The 17,480-nt window shown below is 58.3% G+C and carries 14 protein-coding genes and 1 tRNA gene; 12 read left to right on the forward strand and 3 right to left on the reverse strand.

The genetic code is table 11. From position 1 onward, the window contains the following. Positions 1 to 12 precede the first annotated feature (12 nt). The 5 genes from AC1ROR_RS13320 (at position 13) to AC1ROR_RS13340 (ending at position 4,384) form a co-directional block, all read left to right on the forward strand. Entirely contained in the window at positions 13 to 936 is a 924-nt protein-coding gene (locus AC1ROR_RS13320; protein WP_498589681.1) for an ABC transporter permease, read from the forward strand. Beyond that, complete coding sequence (locus AC1ROR_RS13325; RefSeq protein ID WP_498589682.1) at positions 929 to 2,572, forward strand: ABC transporter ATP-binding protein; 1,644 nt, start codon at positions 929 to 931, stop codon at positions 2,570 to 2,572. The genes AC1ROR_RS13320 and AC1ROR_RS13325 overlap by 8 nt, the downstream gene beginning before the upstream one ends. Next, complete coding sequence (locus AC1ROR_RS13330) at positions 2,569 to 3,450, forward strand: dihydrodipicolinate synthase family protein (RefSeq protein ID WP_498589683.1); 882 nt, start codon at positions 2,569 to 2,571, stop codon at positions 3,448 to 3,450. Before AC1ROR_RS13325 ends, AC1ROR_RS13330 begins: the two co-directional genes overlap by 4 nt. A gap of 194 nt (positions 3,451 to 3,644) precedes the next feature. Next, positions 3,645 to 3,734: transfer RNA gene (locus tag AC1ROR_RS13335), tRNA-Ser, on the forward strand. Positions 3,735 to 4,021: 287 nt separating this feature from the next. Further along, entirely contained in the window at positions 4,022 to 4,384 is a 363-nt protein-coding gene (locus AC1ROR_RS13340; protein ID WP_035226886.1) for a hypothetical protein, read from the forward strand. Positions 4,385 to 4,477: 93 nt separating this feature from the next. Here AC1ROR_RS13340 and AC1ROR_RS13345 read toward each other — a convergent pair whose 3' ends face one another. Continuing rightward, positions 4,478 to 5,158 (reverse strand): DUF2161 domain-containing phosphodiesterase, encoded by a 681-nt coding sequence (locus AC1ROR_RS13345; RefSeq protein ID WP_035226884.1) that lies wholly within the window; start codon positions 5,156 to 5,158, stop codon positions 4,478 to 4,480. A gap of 233 nt (positions 5,159 to 5,391) precedes the next feature. Then, complete coding sequence (locus AC1ROR_RS13350; protein ID WP_035226882.1) at positions 5,392 to 6,084, reverse strand: GntR family transcriptional regulator; 693 nt, start codon at positions 6,082 to 6,084, stop codon at positions 5,392 to 5,394. A gap of 160 nt (positions 6,085 to 6,244) precedes the next feature. Here AC1ROR_RS13350 and AC1ROR_RS13355 point away from each other — a divergent pair, with 160 nt between their 5' ends. The 6 genes from AC1ROR_RS13355 (at position 6,245) to AC1ROR_RS13380 (ending at position 14,469) form a co-directional block, all read left to right on the forward strand. After that, positions 6,245 to 8,182, forward strand: coding sequence for an ABC transporter substrate-binding protein (locus tag AC1ROR_RS13355; RefSeq protein WP_035226879.1), 1,938 nt, complete (start codon positions 6,245 to 6,247; stop codon positions 8,180 to 8,182). A 70-nt stretch (positions 8,183 to 8,252) separates the two neighbouring features. Next, a complete protein-coding gene (locus AC1ROR_RS13360; RefSeq protein WP_080838527.1) occupies positions 8,253 to 9,239 on the forward strand; it encodes an ABC transporter permease in 987 nt (328 codons plus the stop codon). Next, on the forward strand, positions 9,236 to 10,384 hold the full coding sequence (locus AC1ROR_RS13365; protein ID WP_498589684.1) for an ABC transporter permease: 1,149 nt from the start codon (positions 9,236 to 9,238) through the stop codon (positions 10,382 to 10,384). The genes AC1ROR_RS13360 and AC1ROR_RS13365 overlap by 4 nt, the downstream gene beginning before the upstream one ends. Continuing rightward, complete coding sequence (locus AC1ROR_RS13370) at positions 10,384 to 12,078, forward strand: ABC transporter ATP-binding protein (protein ID WP_498589685.1); 1,695 nt, start codon at positions 10,384 to 10,386, stop codon at positions 12,076 to 12,078. Before AC1ROR_RS13365 ends, AC1ROR_RS13370 begins: the two co-directional genes overlap by 1 nt. Positions 12,079 to 12,081: 3 nt before the next feature. Next, positions 12,082 to 13,290 (forward strand): D-mannonate dehydratase ManD, encoded by a 1,209-nt coding sequence (manD, locus tag AC1ROR_RS13375; RefSeq protein WP_142171079.1) that lies wholly within the window; start codon positions 12,082 to 12,084, stop codon positions 13,288 to 13,290. A gap of 24 nt (positions 13,291 to 13,314) precedes the next feature. Further along, the gene (locus AC1ROR_RS13380; protein ID WP_080838515.1) at positions 13,315 to 14,469 is read left to right on the forward strand and encodes a mandelate racemase/muconate lactonizing enzyme family protein; all 1,155 of its coding nucleotides are present in this window, start codon (positions 13,315 to 13,317) and stop codon (positions 14,467 to 14,469) included. A gap of 141 nt (positions 14,470 to 14,610) precedes the next feature. On the opposite strand, the gene AC1ROR_RS13385 is transcribed toward AC1ROR_RS13380, so the two are convergent. Then, entirely contained in the window at positions 14,611 to 15,453 is an 843-nt protein-coding gene (locus AC1ROR_RS13385) for an NADPH-dependent oxidoreductase (protein ID WP_498589686.1), read from the reverse strand. A 398-nt stretch (positions 15,454 to 15,851) separates the two neighbouring features. On the opposite strand from AC1ROR_RS13385, the gene AC1ROR_RS13390 reads away from it, so the two are divergent. Next, positions 15,852 to 17,459: an ABC transporter substrate-binding protein gene (locus AC1ROR_RS13390; protein ID WP_498589687.1), complete on the forward strand. Its 1,608-nt coding sequence runs from the start codon at positions 15,852 to 15,854 to the stop codon at positions 17,457 to 17,459. The last annotated feature ends 21 nt before the right edge of the window (positions 17,460 to 17,480 follow it).

Raw genomic sequence — 17,480 nt, forward strand, 5'->3', positions numbered from 1 at the left:
GGCCGTTCAGCCATGAGCCTTTCCAGCGCCGACACCGAAATCATCGCCGAGCCGTCCTTCGCAACGCGTATGCTGCGCATGTTATGGGCAGATAAATTCGCGCTCTGCGCCGCGATCTTCCTCATCATTGTCATTATCCTCGCTTTTGTCGGCCCTACCTGGCTTGGCGATCTGGCAACGAAACAGAACCTGCGCGGGCGCAACCTCGCCCCGTTCGACTGGCAGCGCGAATGGTATTTCTGGCTGGGGGCGGATGCGCTCGGCCGTTCGCTTCTCGCGCGCATTGTCGCTGCCACGCAAAATACGATGATGATCGCCGCCGGCGCGGTGCTTCTTTCCGCCATCACCGGCACCGTGCTCGGGCTGATCGCCGGTTTTTCCTCCAACCGTGTCGGCCAGATCATCATGCGGCTCGCCGATGTGATCATGTCGTTCCCGTCGCTCTTGATCGCGGTCATCGTGCTTTATCTGCTTGGCTCCTCCATCCTCAATCTGATGCTGGTTCTCGCCATCACCCGCATTCCCGTTTACATCCGCACCACGAGGGCGGAGGTGCTGGAGGTGCGCGAGCGCATGTTCGTGCAGGCGGCGCGTGTGATGGGCGCATCGGGCAAACGCATCCTGTTCCGGCACATATTGCCCGTGGTGTTGCCGACGCTGACGACGCTTGCGACGCTTGATTTCGCCTATGTGATGCTGGCGGAAAGCGCGCTGTCCTTCCTCGGCATCGGCATTCAGCCGCCGGAAATCACCTGGGGCCTGATGATCTCGCAGGGGCGGCAGTACCTCACCAATGCCTGGTGGCTGTCCTTCTGGCCGGGGCTTGCCATCATTCTCACCACCCTGTCGCTCAACTTGCTTTCCAACTGGCTGCGCATCGCGCTTGATCCCGTGCAGCGCTGGCGGCTGGAAATGAAAGGCCGCAAGCATGGCTGACCATCTTCTCGACGTGCGCAACCTTTCCGTGGAATTCCACACCGCAAGCGGTGTCGTCCATGCGGTGAAGGATGTCTCCTACCATATCGACCGTGGCGAAACGCTGGCCATCCTCGGCGAAAGCGGTTCGGGCAAGTCGGTATCGTCCTCGGCCATCATGAACCTCATCGACATGCCGCCCGGACATATCAGTAGCGGCCAGATATTGCTCGACGGCCAGGACCTTCTGACCATGCCGGCGGAGGCGCGCCGCGAAATCAACGGCCGGCGCATCGCCATGATCTTTCAGGACCCGCTCAGCCATCTCAATCCGGTCTATACCGTCGGCTGGCAGATCCGTGAGGCGATGACCACCCACGGCATGGACAAGGCAAAGGCCGAAGCGGAGGCGAGGCGGCTTGTCGCCCGCGTCGGCATTCCCGACCCGGACGGGGCCTTGAAGAAATATCCGCATGAATTTTCCGGCGGCCAGCGCCAGCGCGTGATGATCGCCATGGCGCTGGCGCTTCGGCCCGATCTCTTGATCGCCGACGAACCCACCACCGCGCTTGACGTGACGGTGCAGGCCGAGGTGCTTTCGCTGCTCAAGGAATTGCAGCGGGAAACCGGCATGGCCGTGCTCATCATCACTCACGATCTCGGTGTCGTCGCCGAAATCGCCGATCGCGTGGTGGTGATGGAAAAGGGTGTTCTGGTCGAGGCCGGCACGGTTCGTGAGGTCTATCGCAATCCGCAGCACCCCTATACCCGCAAGCTCATCAGCGCTGCACCCGGCAGGGGCAACATGCACGAGCCGCAGGCGGCGGGCGAAGCGCTGCTTAGCGTGCGTGATGTGCGCAAGCGTTACGGCGCCTTCGAGGCGCTGAAGGGCGTTTCCTTCGACCTCATGGAAGGCGAAACCATCGCGGTCGTCGGCGAAAGCGGTTCCGGCAAATCGACGCTGGCGCGTATTCTACTTCGCCTCGACGAGCCGGATGCGGGCAGCGCCTTGTGGAAGGGTCGCGACCTCTTCAAGCTTTCGCCTGCCGAACTCTTTGCGCTCCGGCGCGATTTGCAGATGGTGTTTCAGGACCCCACCCAGTCGCTCAATCCCCGTATGACGGTGTTCCAGCTGATTTCCGAGGCCTGGGTCATCCATCCGGAGATATTGCCCAAGGCAAGATGGCGTGAGCGGGTTGCCGAATTGCTGCATCAGGTGGGTCTCTCGCCGGAACATATGCGTCGTTATCCGCACCAGTTCTCCGGCGGTCAGCGGCAGAGGATCGCGATTGCCCGCGCATTGGCGCTGGAGCCGAAGCTCATCATCTGCGACGAGGCGGTCTCGGCGCTCGATGTTTCGGTTCAGGCGCAGGTTATCGCACTGCTGGACAAGCTGCGCCGCGAAATGGGCCTCTCCTTCATCTTCATCGCGCATGATTTGCCGGTGGTTCGGGATTTTGCCGATCACGTCATGGTCATGCAGCGTGGAGAGGTGGTGGAGTTCGGCACTGTACGCCAGGTGTTCGAAGCGCCGCGCGAGGCCTATACCCGTGCCCTTCTATCCGCGAGCCTCGATCCCGACCCCGATATGCAATCCCAGCGTCATCCGGCCTTGGCCGGCAACGCCATCGCAAATTCAAGCGGAGTTCTTTCATGAGCAAACAAGCTTTCGTCGCGCTCGTCACCTGTTTCAACGAGGACGAAACCATCAATTACGAAGCGACCCGCGCACAGGTGCGCCGCCAGGTGGCGGCCGGCAACAACATCATGTGCGCCGGCACCAATGGCGATTTTACCGCGCTGACGCATGAGGAAAAAATCCGGCTGACGGAAGAGGTGGTGGATGAAGTTGCAGGCCGTGCCAAGGTCATCGTGAATGCCGGCATGCCCGCCACTTTCGAAACCCTGCAACTTGCCAAAGCCTTCGACCGCATCGGCGTCGACGGTATCGCCGTCATCACGCCCTTCTTCATCGCCTGCACGCAGGACGGCCTGATCCGCCACTTCTCGACGGTGGCCGATGCCGTCGAAACGCCGGTCTATCTTTATGACATTCCCGCCCGCACTCAGAACCACATAGAGCCGGAAACCGCCCGCAAACTCGCCACCCATGGCAATATCGCCGGCATCAAGGATTCCGGCGGCGCTCAGCAGACGCTCGAAGCCTATCTTCAGGTGGCGAAGGAGATGCCCGGCTTCGAGGTTTATTCCGGCCCGGATCACCTCGTTCTCTGGTCGTTGCAGAACGGGGCGGCAGGCTGCATTTCCGGCCTCGGCAACGCGCTGCCGGATGTGCTGGCCGGCATTCTCAATGCTTTCAACGCCGGTGACATCACCGAGGCCGAACGCCAGCAGGCAATCTACGCCGACTTCCGCACCGACCTCTACACCCTCGGCTTCGCACCGGCCATGGTCAAACGCTCGCTTTATCTCCAGGACCCATCCGTCGGCGCCAGCCGCCAACCGGCCCTTCTGCCGGATAAAGCGCAGGATGCAAAAATCCTGGAAATCCTGCGGCGTTATCAACGGATCTGACGCTGCTGAATGTGACGCGCACCCCTGCGGATCGTGCGCGTCACCTTAAAAATATCTGCGAAAACGGCCAGAAGCCGATGCATTTCCCCAGCCTCACCCATGACGAATAATTTGTGACATAAACACGAAATTCCCCTTGTCAGCCCGGCCATTGATGTTTAAGAGGAGCGCGCAACGCAAGCGTTCGCGCATGCGGAGAGGTGGCAGAGTGGTCGAATGCACCGCACTCGAAATGCGGCATACCTGCAAGGGTATCGTGGGTTCGAATCCCACCCTCTCCGCCATAATTAAACGCTGAGGCGTGATATCCCCCGAAATTAGTTGATTTCATTCAATGCCATGCTGAAGCATGCAATATGCTGGCCCCACGGGACGCGTTTTTTGCGTTATGCTGGCTGATGAGAATATGCCTCGAACATATGTTGTCGACGGAGAAAATGGGGCGACGATAAGGAGGGGTGGGGACTGCTGAGAACGTATGTTCATATCCGCCATTGCCTCTCGCGGCGGAGGCGCTATCATGACTGTGTTGTAGGACGTTAAGCTTTGGGAGGAGCGATACGTGAGACGGATGTGGCCAGACGAATTTGCCTTTCTGCTGGACGGTGCGGAAGAGGTTGACCTGCATATTCCATCGGCGGCACAGGATGATAGTTCGCCCGGAGAGGTGGTATCCAGGAAGGCTTTGAGAAGCCGTATCAGCCAGCAGGATTTTGAGAAGATCTGGCATCTGGCAGAGGCCCGTTACCGGTTGAATGGCCGGTTTTCGGGCAAGGCGATTACGCTGATCACCAACAATCCTCATTATCAGAAATGGCATCCTTCCGACGGTGGCAGCGTTGAGAGCGTCTCCGATAGCGGTCAGAAATACACGACGAATTATGTAATCGTGCACTTTCTCTTGGATGATGTTCGCGAGCCTGTCGAAGTGTAGAGCCCGCAGGGCTGGTTCCTGGCAGTGAGTGGTCGAGTGGCCTGGAAAGCGATGTTTCGTGAGGCAACGTCGCGTTCTGGTGCGGAACAGAAATCAGGCGGGCGCCATCGCTGTTGCCGGCGCTTCCTGCTGCGGCCATTGCTGGAGTGCTTGCCGACCGGCTTCGGTCAAGCCATACACTCCTCTGTCGAGCCGTTCAAACCAGCCATAGACGTTGGCCAGCAGAATCTTTCCGGCATCCGGGACGCTTGATCTGATTTCACGCACACGCATCGGTCCAGATGCGAGAGCCAAAGCGCAGCCGAGCGCCTGCTGGCGATAGGCGGTCATTATAGGCGCGCGCGTGCTTCCACCGACTGCCGGATCGCCGCGTCGCCTTTGGTGTTCACGCATAAGCCTCGAACGCCGTTTCGGATTGGTTCGTGGCATCGGTGTTACGGAGTTGACGATAATGCTGACGTCTCCGGCATCGGAAATGCCGAGCATACCGACGCCGAGCCTGCGGCAGAGATCGCGGTAGCGTTTGTCGGCCTCGCGGCCTTTACCCCTGGCTGAAACTCTGGCCGCGATCCAGACCTCGTCCGCTATAGCTGCGCGATCGACGGCCTGCAAAATGAGTTCCAGATTGAAGCTGAGCTTTAGCTCGCAGACCACGACCACGGACGGATCCGTATCGCTCAAGCCAACGAGGTCACAGCCGCCAACTTCGCCTTTGACAGTGTAACCCGCCTTCTCAAGGAAGCCTTTGACGGGCAGATAAAGCGAAGTTTCCATGTGCCTGCAGGTTTGAGTGAATATTCGGCCCCTTGAATACATCTATCCGCCTGCGCAGGACAACCATTATAGCCGCAGACGCGGTAATAAGTTGGTGGCGGTGGTGTCGAGACGCACGCCTTTCGCCCACGGTGCTGACCGTCGAGGCAGACGGCCTTCGCAAAACGGATAGGTCGCAAGGCAGCTTTCTTGGAGCTTGTCCATCGTGCCAGTATCGCGGGGAGCGATATCGCTTACCTTTTGCTAAGGCGCATGCGTTCTATGATGTGCCTGCCTGAGCCTTCCACATGGCGTGCTATTGCATCAGCAGCACCTTCCGCATCCTGCGCTTTGACGCAGGCTATAAGTTCTCGGTGTTCGGCCAGCACGTTGGCCTGCCGGCTGAGAGAGGTTGGAAATCCTCTGCTAATCGCCCAAAGGATGTGGCGATGACGCACCCAGAGTTCCACGGCATGACGATTGTAATGCCGATTGTACATCAGCTGATGGAACTGCAGGTCGAGGTTGGAGTGAGCCATCTCGTCGCCGAAGTTCATCTTTTCGATCTCTCCCTGCAGACGCTCCAGTTCGGCGATGTCGCTGTGCGTGGCAATGCTTACGAACCAGCGTGTGAGCGCAGGCTCGATCAGCACTTCGATTTCGCAGATGTCACGCACGAAATCTTCGTCGATCGGCCTCACGCGTGCGCCCCGGTTGGGGCTCATCACGACGAAGCCCTCACCTCGAAGCTGTTGCAGCGCCTCGCGGATCGGGTTGGTTGATGTCCCGAGCCGGGTTGCGAGTTCGGCAACCTTCAGCCTCTCATTGGCTTTGACGCGACCGGAAATGATGTCGTCACGCAAGCGCTCGTAGATCGAGGCGCCAGCTTCATCACTCGGTTTCGCGTTTTCCGTGTCGGTTGTTTCAAGCTTTAAAATTGTGCTCATGGGGTTGCTTTTAATCCATTTTCTGTCCCGTAGCCAATAGCAAAACATAAAGAGCATACATCGCTGTTGACAAATAATGTACGATCTGTGAGTTATCGTGTGATGTGTGCCCGGGGAGGGTGCGTTTCGGGAGAGCCGGTATCCGGCGGGAGGAGAATTTATGAGCTATCAGCGTGTGCTGAATCGACTTGGTGTGTCCGCTGCAATCGTCACGGTCGCACTTTCGGCTGGGTTGTTTCCGACGTGGGCGGCAGACTACAAACAGGCGCCGGCGCTTGAGGAGCAGGTGAAGGCGGGTACATTGCCTGCCGTGGCTGAGCGGCTGCCGGAAAATCCGTTTGTCGAGACGATGGTGGACGGTGTCGGCAAGTATGGTGGTACATTACGGACGACCATTCTGGCGAACGGCGATCAGTACAATCTGACGCGAACGATTGCCAACGAACTGCTCGTCAGGTGGGATCCCAAATGGAGCAAGGTGGAGCCGTCGCTGGCCGAAAAATTCACCGTTTCCGATGACGCCACAACTTACACTTTCACGCTTCGCAAGGGCCTGAAGTGGAGTGACGGTCAGCCTTTCACCGTCGACGACATCATGTTCTGGTACGAGGATGTATTCATGAACCCGGCGCTTTCGCCGGCCAAGAATCCTACCTTCACGGTCGCTGGCAAACCCGTCAAAGTGCGTAAAATCGATGAGCAGACGGTAGAGTTCAAGTTTGACTCGCCTTACGGCCTGTTCCTGCAGCAATTGGCCTATGGTCAGGGGCATCTGCCCGTCATCTACCCGAAGCATTATCTCAGCCAGTTCCATGAGAAGTACAACAAGGACGGCATTCCGGCTCTGCTGAAGGCCAATCCGGCGGCAGGGGACTGGGTCGCACTGTTCAACTCCAAGGTCTCGCTGACCTTTCAGCCGGCATATTGGCAAAACCTCGAATTGCCGACGCTCAATCCCTGGATCCTGACCATTCCCTATGCGGATGGCGAACGGGTCGCAGCAAAGCGCAATCCCTATTACTGGAAGGTCGACAGCGAAGGTAACCAGCTGCCCTATATCGACAATGTGACCTGGGCAAAGCTGGACGATCCACAGTTGATGGCGTTGAAGATGACCGCCGGTGAGTTCGACTTTGCTTTCCGCCACATCAACAACGCGACTTTCAAGTCGGTGCTGTTTGATGGCCAGGAGAGCGGCAACTTCCGCTTCGTCGACGTCAAGGACCTGCCGGCCAACGATGCGGTCATCCTGCTTAACCTCAACTCCACCGATCCCGTGAAGAGGAAGGTTTTCCAGAACAAGGATTTCCGCATCGCGCTCAGCCATGCGATCAATCGGCAGGAGATCATCGATCTGGTCTATGTCGGGCAGGGCGCGCCGGCCCAGGTGGCGGTGCAGCCCGAGAACGAACTGTTCAACGAGAAGGAAGCGACGCAATACACGGAATATGATCCGGCTGCGGCCAATGCTGCGCTCGATGAGATCATGCCGAACAAGGATGGTCAGGGATATCGTCTCGACGAGACGGGCAAACGCTTCACGATCAATTTCATGGTGGCGGATGCCTTCGGCCTCTCTTATCCCGACATCATGCAGATGGTGCAGGAATATGCCAAGAAAGTGGGCATCGACATCCAGATCCGTACCACTGATCGCGCGCGTCTGAATTCGATGTGGAACGCCAATGAGCAGGATGCCTATATCTGGAACTGCGTCGGCGGGCTGAATGAGGTTTATACCGATCCACGTTGCTACATGCCGTTCCAGAAGGCCGACATCTTCTTCGCGGTAAAGTGGGCCGAATGGTATGCCAATCCGCAGACGGGCGAGGAACCACCGGCCGAAATCAAGGCTCTGATGGCCGCCTATGACAAGGTCAATGCGTCGTCCAGCGATGATGATCGCAAGGCGCGGATGAAGGAGTTCCTGACGCTTTCGGCGGAAAACTTCCTGAATATCGGCATTTCCCGCCCGATGCCCAAATATATGATGGTGTCCAAGGATCTGAAAAATGTCGTGAACGGCATTCCGATCACCGGCAACCTCTGGCACCCGGCACCGACCCTCTCGCAGTGGTACTTCGAAAAAGCCCAATAAACGATCCCAGAGATCCTGGCCGGAAGCATGAAGCTTCCGGCCACACCACACCCCGAAATGGTCATTGCTCATGCTTCGCTATATCGCCAAACGGCTGGTGTTCGCTATTCCGACGCTGTTCGCCGTATCGATCATCGCCTTTGCCATCATCCAGTTGCCACCGGGCGACTATCTGACGACGCTTATGGCCGACTGGGCCGCCCAGGGCGGCGCGGTCGAGGCCGGAACGCTTGCCGCCATGCGCGAGCGCTACGGTCTCGATCAGCCGATGTATTTCCAGTACTATAAATGGATGGCAGGTATCGTCCTTCGCGGTGATTTCGGTATTTCGTTCGAGCTTGGCAAGCCGGTCACGGAGTTGATCTGGAGCCGTCTGGGTTTTTCCCTGCTGCTGTCGGTCCTGACCCTCTGCTTTGTCTGGGCAGTGGCAATCCCGATCGGCATCCTCTCGGCGGTGCGTCAGTATTCGATCTCGGATTATACGGCGACCTTTCTCGCCTTCTTCTTCCTTGCCGTGCCCGACTTCCTCATGGCGCTCTCCGCCATGTATTTGATGTCCGCATGGTTCGGTCAGAGTGTCGGCGGGCTGTTTTCTCCCGAATATGCCGACGCCGCCTGGAGCCTCGGCAAGCTTTCTGATTTCGCCAAACATGTCTGGCTGCCGGTGATCGTGATTGGCCTTGGTTCGCTTGCAGCTTTGGTACGCATCATGCGCGCCAACCTGCTCGACGAACTCTCCAAGCCTTATGTCACCACCGCACGCGCCAAGGGCATGTCGGAATTCGAGCTTCTGATGCGCTATCCGGTCAGGCTGGCACTCAATCCGCTCATCTCGACGCTCGGCTGGATACTGCCGGCTGTCATTTCCGGTGAGATCATCGTCTCCGTCGTCATGAGCCTGCCGACGACCGGTCCGCTCCTGTTGCGCGCGCTTCTGGCCCAGGACATGTACCTTGCCGGCTCCCTCATCCTCCTGATCTCCGTTCTCACCATTATCGGCACGTTGATCTCCGACCTTCTGCTCGCGCTGACCGACCCGAGGATTAGACTGCAATGACCGACATGACCCAGATTCCCTCCGACACGGATGCCGTTGTCGATCTCCGCGGCAAGGACTTGGCCGTTGCCGGCCAGTGGCGCCTGTTCTGGCTGAAGTTCAAGAAGCACAAGATCGCGCTGGCCAGTCTCGTTGTCATCGCCTTGATGTATCTCGTCGCGCTGTTTGCGGAGTTCATCGCACCATTCGATCCGAACGCCACCAATGCGCGTTTCACCTATGCGCCGCCGCAAGGCCTTTCACTGATCCACGATGGCGCGTTCATGCCGCATGTCGATCAGCTTAAGATGACGCTCAACACCCAGTCGATGCGGCGCGAGTTTTCTGCGGATCCGGCCAAGCCGATTGCCGTCGGCTTCTTCGTGCCGTCCGATCCCTACACGCTTGCCGGCTTCATTCCCATGAAGACCAAGCTGTTCGCCCTCGTTGATGCGCGCCCTGGTGACAGTCTTTATGTGTTCGGTGCCGATCGCCTCGGGCGCGACATCTTCTCTCGTGTCGTTTATGGCGCGCGCATCTCGCTTTCCATCGGCCTCGTGGGCGTTGCAATGAGCCTTGTGCTTGGTGTCACCATCGGCGGCATTTCCGGCTTCTTCGGCGGCTGGACGGATGTGGCGATCCAGCGTGTCATCGAACTCCTGCGGTCCATACCGACGATCCCTCTGTGGATGGGCCTTGCGGCCGCAATCCCGGTCGGCTGGCCGCCGCTCAGGACCTATTTCGTCATCACGCTGATTGTGTCGCTCCTCGGCTGGACCAGCCTGGCGCGAGAGGTGCGAGGCAAGTTTCTTTCATTGCGCAACGAGGATTTCGTCACCGCAGCAAGGCTCGACGGGATGAGTGAACTTGGCATCATATTCCACCATCTCGTGCCGTCCTTCATGAGCCATATCATCGCAACCGTGACGCTCGCCATTCCGACGATGATCCTGGCGGAAACAGCCCTGTCCTTCCTCGGCATCGGGCTTCAGCCGCCGATCATCTCCTGGGGCGTTCTTCTGCAGGAGGCGCAGAACATTCGTGCCGTTGCGCAGGCACCCTGGCTGCTCTTCACGCCGGCCGCGGCCATCGTCATCGCGGTGCTTTCCCTCAACTTCCTTGGAGACGGACTGCGCGATGCGGCCGATCCCTATGAGAACGCCTGATGACCATGACAAATGATACAATACTCAGGGTTGATGACCTGCGCACCTACTTCACGACGCGCACCGGCACCTTCAAGGCGGTCGACGGTGTGTCTTTCGAGTTGAAACGCGGCAAGACGCTCTGCGTGGTTGGTGAAAGTGGCTCCGGCAAGTCGGTTACTGCGCGCTCGATCCTGCAGATCGTCGACAAGCCGGGCAAGATCGAAGGCGGCTCCATCGTCCTGACGCGCCAGGACGGATCGACTGTCGATCTTGCGAGGCTCGACCCCCGCGGCAAGGAGATTCGTGAGGTTCGCGGCCGGGAGATCGCGATGATCTTTCAGGAGCCGATGAGTTCGCTGTCTCCCGTCCACCGGATCGGTGATCAGATCGGTGAAGCCTTGCGCATACATTTCGGCACGCCGAAACGCGAGCGCCGTGAGCGTGTTCTGGAACTGCTCAAGCAGGTGGAAATCCCGCGGGCGGAACAGGCGATTGATCGCTACACATTTGAATTTTCGGGTGGCATGCGCCAGCGGGTGATGATCGCCATGGCGCTCGCCTGCAATCCGTCAGTTCTGATAGCCGACGAGCCGACGACAGCGCTCGATGTGACCACCCAGGCGGAAATTCTCGATCTCATCAGGAAGCTGCAGCAGAGCCACGGGATGGCCGTGATCTTCATCACCCATGACATGGGCGTGGTGGCAGAGATTGCAGACGAAGTGCTCGTCATGTATCGCGGCCGCGTGATGGAACATGGCAGCGTTGACGAAATCTTCCACGCACCGAAGGATGATTATACCAAGCGGCTGATTGGCTCGGTCGTGCGACTGGAGAGCAAGGCAGACATCAGGTTGAAACGTGCCGCGATCCCGGCGGATGCGGCGCCACTGCTTGAAGTCAGCGACATGTCGCTGACATTTCCATCCGGCGTTAAAGCGGTGAACGGTGTTTCACTCACCGTCCGGCCGGGCGAAACACTCGGCATTGTCGGTGAGTCTGGCTCGGGCAAGACGACGATGGGGCGCTGCCTGCTGCGTATCTATGATCCCGAAGCCGGCAATATCAACTATCGTCGCCCGGACGGAAACGTCATCGACTTGAGGACGGCGAGCAGCTCGCAGCTGAAGGAGGTTCGCCGCGAGGTGCGGATGATCTTCCAGGACCCGGTTGGATCGCTCAGCCCCCGCAAAACGGTTGCGCAGATCATTGCCGAACCGCTGAAGCTTGCCGGCATGAAGGGCAGGGAGTTGGACCAGCGGGTGGCGGAGCTGATGGAACAGGTGGGTCTGGAGCCTGCCTGGCGTGAGCGCTACCCCCATGCCTTTTCCGGCGGCCAACGCCAGCGCATCGGCATCGCACGCGCCATCGCCATCAAGCCAAGGTTGATTGTCGCCGACGAGGCGACGTCGGCGCTCGACGTCTCGCTTCGCTCGCAGATTCTCGATCTGATGATGAAGCTGCAGGATGAACTTGGCCTTTCCTACGTCTTCATCTCCCACGATATGTCGGTGATCCGTTACATGTGCGACCGCGTTGCGGTCATGTATCGCGGGCAGATCGTTGAGGCCGGCGATACCGATCAGGTCGTCAACAATCCGACGCACGACTACACCCGTGCGCTGCTCTCCGCCATTCCCCATCCAGACCCGCGCGATCGGCGTTTGCACAGCCGTGTGCGCTATGTCGCGAACCATGCATTGAACGGATAAGTCATGAAAATCACAGATGTCAAAGTCATCGTCTGCTCCCCCGGCCGCAACTTCGTCACGGTGAAGATATTTACCGACGAAGGGCTGACCGGTGTTGGTGACGCGACGCTCAACGGGCGGGAAAAGGCGGTCGTCGCCTATCTGGAGGAACATCTCGCACCGCTTCTGATCGGCCGAGATCCGTCCCGCATTGAAGACATATGGCAGTATTTTTATCGTGGTGCCTATTGGCGTCGCGGTCCGGTGACGATGGCTGCGATCGCCGGCATTGACATGGCGCTGTGGGACATCAAGGCCAAGGCCGCCAACATGCCGCTCTATCAGCTTCTCGGTGGCGCGAGCCGTGAAAGGGTTCTCTGCTATACCCACGCGCAGGGAACCAACATTGCGGAGGCCGTCGAAGCGGTCGGCAGGCGCATCGATGAGGGTTACAGGGCGGTTCGCGTCCAATGCGGGATACCGGGTCTGCCCGATGTCTATGGCACCGGTGCCAAGACGGTGACAAACAATGCCGTGGACGACGCCGTCCCGCATGAGGAAGTCTGGTCCACCTCAAAATATCTGCGTCATATACCGAAACTGTTCGAGGCAGTGCGCGAGGCGCATGGCTGGGACGTGGAGTTGTTGCACGACAGCCACCACCGCCTGACGCCGATTGAAGCGGCAAGGCTTGGCAAGGATCTGGAATTCGCCCGGTTATTCTGGCTGGAAGACACAGTCGCAGCCGAGCATCAGGAGGGGTTTCGTCTGATCCGCCAGCATACGACGACGCCGCTCGCCGTCGGCGAGGTCTTCAACACGATATGGGATGCGCGACTGCTGATCGAGGAACAGCTCATCGACTATATTCGCACCACCTGTGTTCACGCGGGTGGTGTTACCGCCCTGCGACGCATCATGGATTTCGCCAGCATCTACAACGTTCGCACCGCCTGCCATGGTGCAATGGACATGTCGCCGATCTGCCTCGGCGCCAACCTGCATCTTGATCTCTGGGTGCCGAATTTCGGTATCCAGGAATATTCCGGCTATCTGCCTCAGATCCTCGAAGTCTTCCCGGGCGCATGGAGCCTCAGCGACGGTTACCTGCATCCCGGTGAGGCGATCGGCCACGGCGTCGACATCGACGAAAAGCTTGCCGCCAAATTCCCCTATGAGCGGGCCTATCTACCCGTGAACCGTCTCGAAGACGGCACGCTCTGGCATTGGTAAGCGACGCGAAGGGGAGATAAAACAATGAAGATCACCACTATCAAGACCTATGCCGTCAAGGTCGGCATTCGCAACCAGCTTCTCGTCAAGATAGAGACGGATGAGGGTATTTTCGGCTGGGGCGAAAGCGGCCTTTCGGGCCGGGAAAAAGCCGTGGTCGGGGCGCTGGAACATTATGCGGAATTCCTCAAGGGGCGGGATCCATTCAAGATCGGCGCGCTCTGGCAGGAAATGTATCGCAGCCAGTATTTCGAGGGCGGGCGTGTGTTGCAGGCGGCGATTTCGGCGATCGATATTGCGCTTCACGATATCAAGGGCAAAGCGCTTGGCGTCCCGGTCTATGAATTGCTGGGGGGCAAGCAGCGCGATCGTATTCCCACGTTTGCGACAACCTTTGCTGCACCGGGGCCGGAAATGATCGACCAGGCAAAGATGCTGATCGACCATGGCTGGACGGCCATGCGGCTTTCTCCTTCAGGGCATGAAGAGAAAGAAATCTACGAGCCGCGTGAACATATAGCAGCGACGGCAAAATGGCTGGTGAAAGCGCGTGAGGAGCTGGGCGAGGATATCGTGCTCGGCATCGATTATCACCACCGGTTGACGGTCGCGGAGGCCGCAAGCTTCTGCCAGAAGATGCCATCCGGAACGCTCGATTTCCTGGAGGAGCCTATCCGGGCCGAAAGCCCCGAGGCCTATGAAGCATTGCGGCGGATGACTGACGTGCCCTTCGCCATTGGCGAGGAGTTCTCATCGAAATGGCAGTTCCAGCCCTATATCGAGCGGGATATCCACCAGTTCAACCGCCTCGATGTCTGCAATGTCGGTGGACTGACGGAATCGATGAAGGTGGCCGCATGGAGCGAGACCCACTATGTCGACATGATGCCGCATAATCCGCTTGGACCCGTCTGCACGGCTGCGACCGTGCATTTCTGCGCGGCCGTTCCGAACTTCTCCTGGCTTGAGACCCGCAACAGCCCGGCAGAAACCCATCTTGGTTTCGACAATTCGGATTTCTTTCCCGTCCAGCCGAAGCTCGAAGGTGCGTTCTACCCGGTTTCTGATGCCCCTGGTCTTGGTATCGAGGTAAATGAAGACCTGCTGGCCAAACAGAGTTTCGAGTTTTGGGAGGCGCCACATCTGAAACGTCGCGATGGTTCGGTGACGAACTGGTAGCCTGCCTCCATGGTCGGCCGCCAACCGGCGTCTTCTGGACGCCGGTTCCGAACTCTTTCCAGCGGTATTCTGTCAGCGGTTGTGAACGGGCTAGCCATCGGGTGATGACGATGGCAACATCTTGGCTGCGGCCGTCGGCGTTTATTTGATGCCGAATCCGAGGCGACGCAACGTGTGGCTCAAATCCGCGCGGCCCTTCAGCGCCTCGGCATCCTGCACGCGTTTGGCAATGGGAGCCGTCCAGCCATTTTGCGGCAGCCCCTGCTTTTCCTGAAACACTTTCAAAACTTCATCGTAAGCATTGAGGTCATCCCCTCCCGCTTCCGAATAGGTCTCATGAAAGAGAATGGATGATTGCGGCAGGCGCGGTTTCACATCGGTTTTCGCCGCAGGGTCGGGATAACCGACCGTAAGGCCAAAAACCGCCACCGTCTCGGGTGGCAGGTTCAGTTCACGGGACACGTCTTCCGGTCTGTTTCGAATACCACCCACATAGCAGGAGCCAAGTCCGAGTGAATCGATGGCGGCAACGGCGTTCTGCGCAGCCAATGCTGCATCAATGGCGCCGATAAGGAAGCTTTCCAGATAATCCAGCCCTTCGCCCTTGTTGCCATGGTTGGAAGCAACGGTTCGCAGGCGCTTCAGGTCAATCAGCCAGATGAGGAAGACAGGCGCATCTTTTATGTGGCCGTTACCACCCGTGAAGTCTGCAAGCCGCGCCTTGCGATCCTTGTCCTGAACCGCCACGACGCTCCACGCCTGAAGATTGGACGAGGTCGGCGCGGATTGAGCGGCTGCGACCAGAAGTTCCAGGCTGCCTTCCGGCAGTGCCTTGGGCAGATAAGCGCGCGCGGTTCGATGGTTTAGCAAGGCATCGATGGTGTCGTTCCAGAAAGGGGGAGAAAAAGCTGCCTGTGCCCCGTAACGGGCCTCGACCCGCTGCTGTGGGATTTCCAGTTTGGTGATCGAGCTGGGCAGGGTCATCGTACGAAACTCCGGAATGTTGGGAGTGGAGGGCAGGGCCGGATGAGGGCCGGGGAAGGTGGCTAAGCGCCTGTGACTTGATATGCTGTGCGAGGTTCTGTGCCGAGCAATGTCTTACTCATTCGCGTTTTTTCAGTGAAACAACATTTCCATGCCAAGTCCCAGACACGTGCGGTCGAGATTTCCTTTTATCTCGCCATGCTGCGAAGAAACGCAACGGCGATCCAAGGCAGTCCTGTAATTCAGCACAAATTCTGGCGTGTGGCTGCGTACGTATTGGAATAAAATTCTGCAAGAAATGTTTTCTTTGCGGGGTGAGAAGAATTTTCTTCTTAGGAACGCGCCGCTTTGCCCCGATGCTTTCGTCATCGAAACGACGTTTTCAAACGGGGATTTTCATGACGATAGGACGCCGCCAGTTCAACAAAATGCTTCTTCTGGCAACGGCAGGGACGGCCCTGCCAGGCTCGTTATTCGCTGCAAGCAGCGATGCGAGCCGGCCCGTGTTCGGCGGCACCCTCAAGCTGCTTTATCGTGTTGATCCCGGCAACGCGCTTTTTGCCATCAACACGTCGTCCGGCACAGGGCAGGCGATCGGCCCGAAGATCGTCGAAGGTCTTCTCACATTCGATTTCGACCTCAATCCGCAGCCTTTGCTGGCCACGGAATGGTCCGTTTCGGATGACCATCTTCGTTACACTTTCAAACTCCGCCCAAATGTAAAATGGCACGATGGTCAGGATTTCACCTCGCAAGACGTCGCGTTTTCGATTTTCCGCCTGAAGGAAGCCCATCCGCGCGGCCGCATCACCTATCAGAATGTCGAGGCGGTGGAGACGCCGGACCCCTTGACCGCGATTATCGTTCTTTCCAAACCGGCGCCGTTTCTGATCGCCGCGCAATCGAGTTCGGAATCGCCGATTGTGCCGAAGCATATTTTCGAAAAGCTGAAGCCTGCCGACGGCCAGACGCTGCAGACCGCGATTGGCACAGGTCCTTTCAAGCTGACGGAATGGACACCGGGAAGCCATCTGATCTTCGAACGAAACCCCAACTATTGGGATGCGGGCAAACCTTATCTCGATCGCATCATTCTGCGCATCATCACCGATCCGGCTGCCCGGGCCGTGGCACTGGAAACGGGTGAAGTCGATATTGGCGACAACCCGGTTCCGCTGGCGGATCTCGAACGGTTGAAACAGAACCCCGATCTCGTTCTGGACACCAACACCTATGCCTATGCGGGTCCGCAGCAACAGCTGTTTTTCAATTACGATAACGAAATCTTCCGCAAGAAAGATGTCCGTCTGGCCATTGCCAAGGCGATCAATCTTGATGAAATCGTCAATGTGGCGCTCTTCGGTTATGCGCAGGTATCGCCGAGCCCCGTCAGCACAGCCCTGCCGAACTGGTACGACGCCTCGGTCAAGGCCCATGGGTATGATCCCAGAGAAGCGGAAAAACTGCTCGATGCGGCGGGATATCCCCGCAAGGACGACGGCAAACGTTTTGCAGCGCGTTTGACCTATAATTCCTATCTCGCTCCCGGCTTTGCGGATGTGCTTCGCAACCAGCTTGAGAAGATCGGCGTCGCCGTCGAAATCCGCAAATACGACCTGCCAACCTATCTGAAGACGGTCTACACGGATCGCGCTTTTGATCTGGTGGTGGAATCCCTTTCCAATACTTTCGATCCGTCGCTCGGCATCCAGCGCGCCTATTGGAGTAAGAATTTCAAGATCGGGCTGCCCTTTTCCAACGCGGCCAATTACGCCAATCCCGAGGCGGATGCGCTCCTGGAGGCTGCGGCCATCGAGCCGGATCCGAAAAAACGCTGGGTGATCTGGAGCAAGTTTCAGCACCTCATCCACAACGACGTCGCCTCGGTCGATCTGGTCGCGGCGGGAAGCCAGATCGTGGCGCACAAGCGGGTCAAGAACTACGTCACCGGCGCGCAGGGTCTGAACTGGAGTTTCGGCGATCTGTGGCTCGATCCCACCGCCTGAAACCCGCATCTGAAATCAGGA

This window comes from Agrobacterium sp. GW821-FHT14E08 (assembly GCF_058803865.1).

What these genes read in the sequence shown, in the direction of transcription:
- AC1ROR_RS13380 (WP_080838515.1), top strand. Translation starts at nt 13,315, where the DNA reads ATGAAGATCACCACTATCAAGACCTATGCCGTCAAGGTCGGCATTCGC.
- AC1ROR_RS13355 (WP_035226879.1), top strand. Translation starts at nt 6,245, where the DNA reads ATGAGCTATCAGCGTGTGCTGAATCGACTTGGTGTGTCCGCTGCAATC.
- manD (WP_142171079.1), top strand. Translation starts at nt 12,082, where the DNA reads ATGAAAATCACAGATGTCAAAGTCATCGTCTGCTCCCCCGGCCGCAAC.
- AC1ROR_RS13350 (WP_035226882.1), bottom strand. Translation starts at nt 6,084, where the DNA reads ATGAGCACAATTTTAAAGCTTGAAACAACCGACACGGAAAACGCGAAA.
- AC1ROR_RS13330 (WP_498589683.1), top strand. Translation starts at nt 2,569, where the DNA reads ATGAGCAAACAAGCTTTCGTCGCGCTCGTCACCTGTTTCAACGAGGAC.
- AC1ROR_RS13385 (WP_498589686.1), bottom strand. Translation starts at nt 15,453, where the DNA reads ATGACCCTGCCCAGCTCGATCACCAAACTGGAAATCCCACAGCAGCGG.
- AC1ROR_RS13365 (WP_498589684.1), top strand. Translation starts at nt 9,236, where the DNA reads ATGACCGACATGACCCAGATTCCCTCCGACACGGATGCCGTTGTCGAT.
- AC1ROR_RS13360 (WP_080838527.1), top strand. Translation starts at nt 8,253, where the DNA reads ATGCTTCGCTATATCGCCAAACGGCTGGTGTTCGCTATTCCGACGCTG.
- AC1ROR_RS13345 (WP_035226884.1), bottom strand. Translation starts at nt 5,158, where the DNA reads ATGGAAACTTCGCTTTATCTGCCCGTCAAAGGCTTCCTTGAGAAGGCG.
- AC1ROR_RS13340 (WP_035226886.1), top strand. Translation starts at nt 4,022, where the DNA reads ATGTGGCCAGACGAATTTGCCTTTCTGCTGGACGGTGCGGAAGAGGTT.
- AC1ROR_RS13390 (WP_498589687.1), top strand. Translation starts at nt 15,852, where the DNA reads ATGACGATAGGACGCCGCCAGTTCAACAAAATGCTTCTTCTGGCAACG.
- AC1ROR_RS13320 (WP_498589681.1), top strand. Translation starts at nt 13, where the DNA reads ATGAGCCTTTCCAGCGCCGACACCGAAATCATCGCCGAGCCGTCCTTC.
- AC1ROR_RS13370 (WP_498589685.1), top strand. Translation starts at nt 10,384, where the DNA reads ATGACCATGACAAATGATACAATACTCAGGGTTGATGACCTGCGCACC.
- AC1ROR_RS13325 (WP_498589682.1), top strand. Translation starts at nt 929, where the DNA reads ATGGCTGACCATCTTCTCGACGTGCGCAACCTTTCCGTGGAATTCCAC.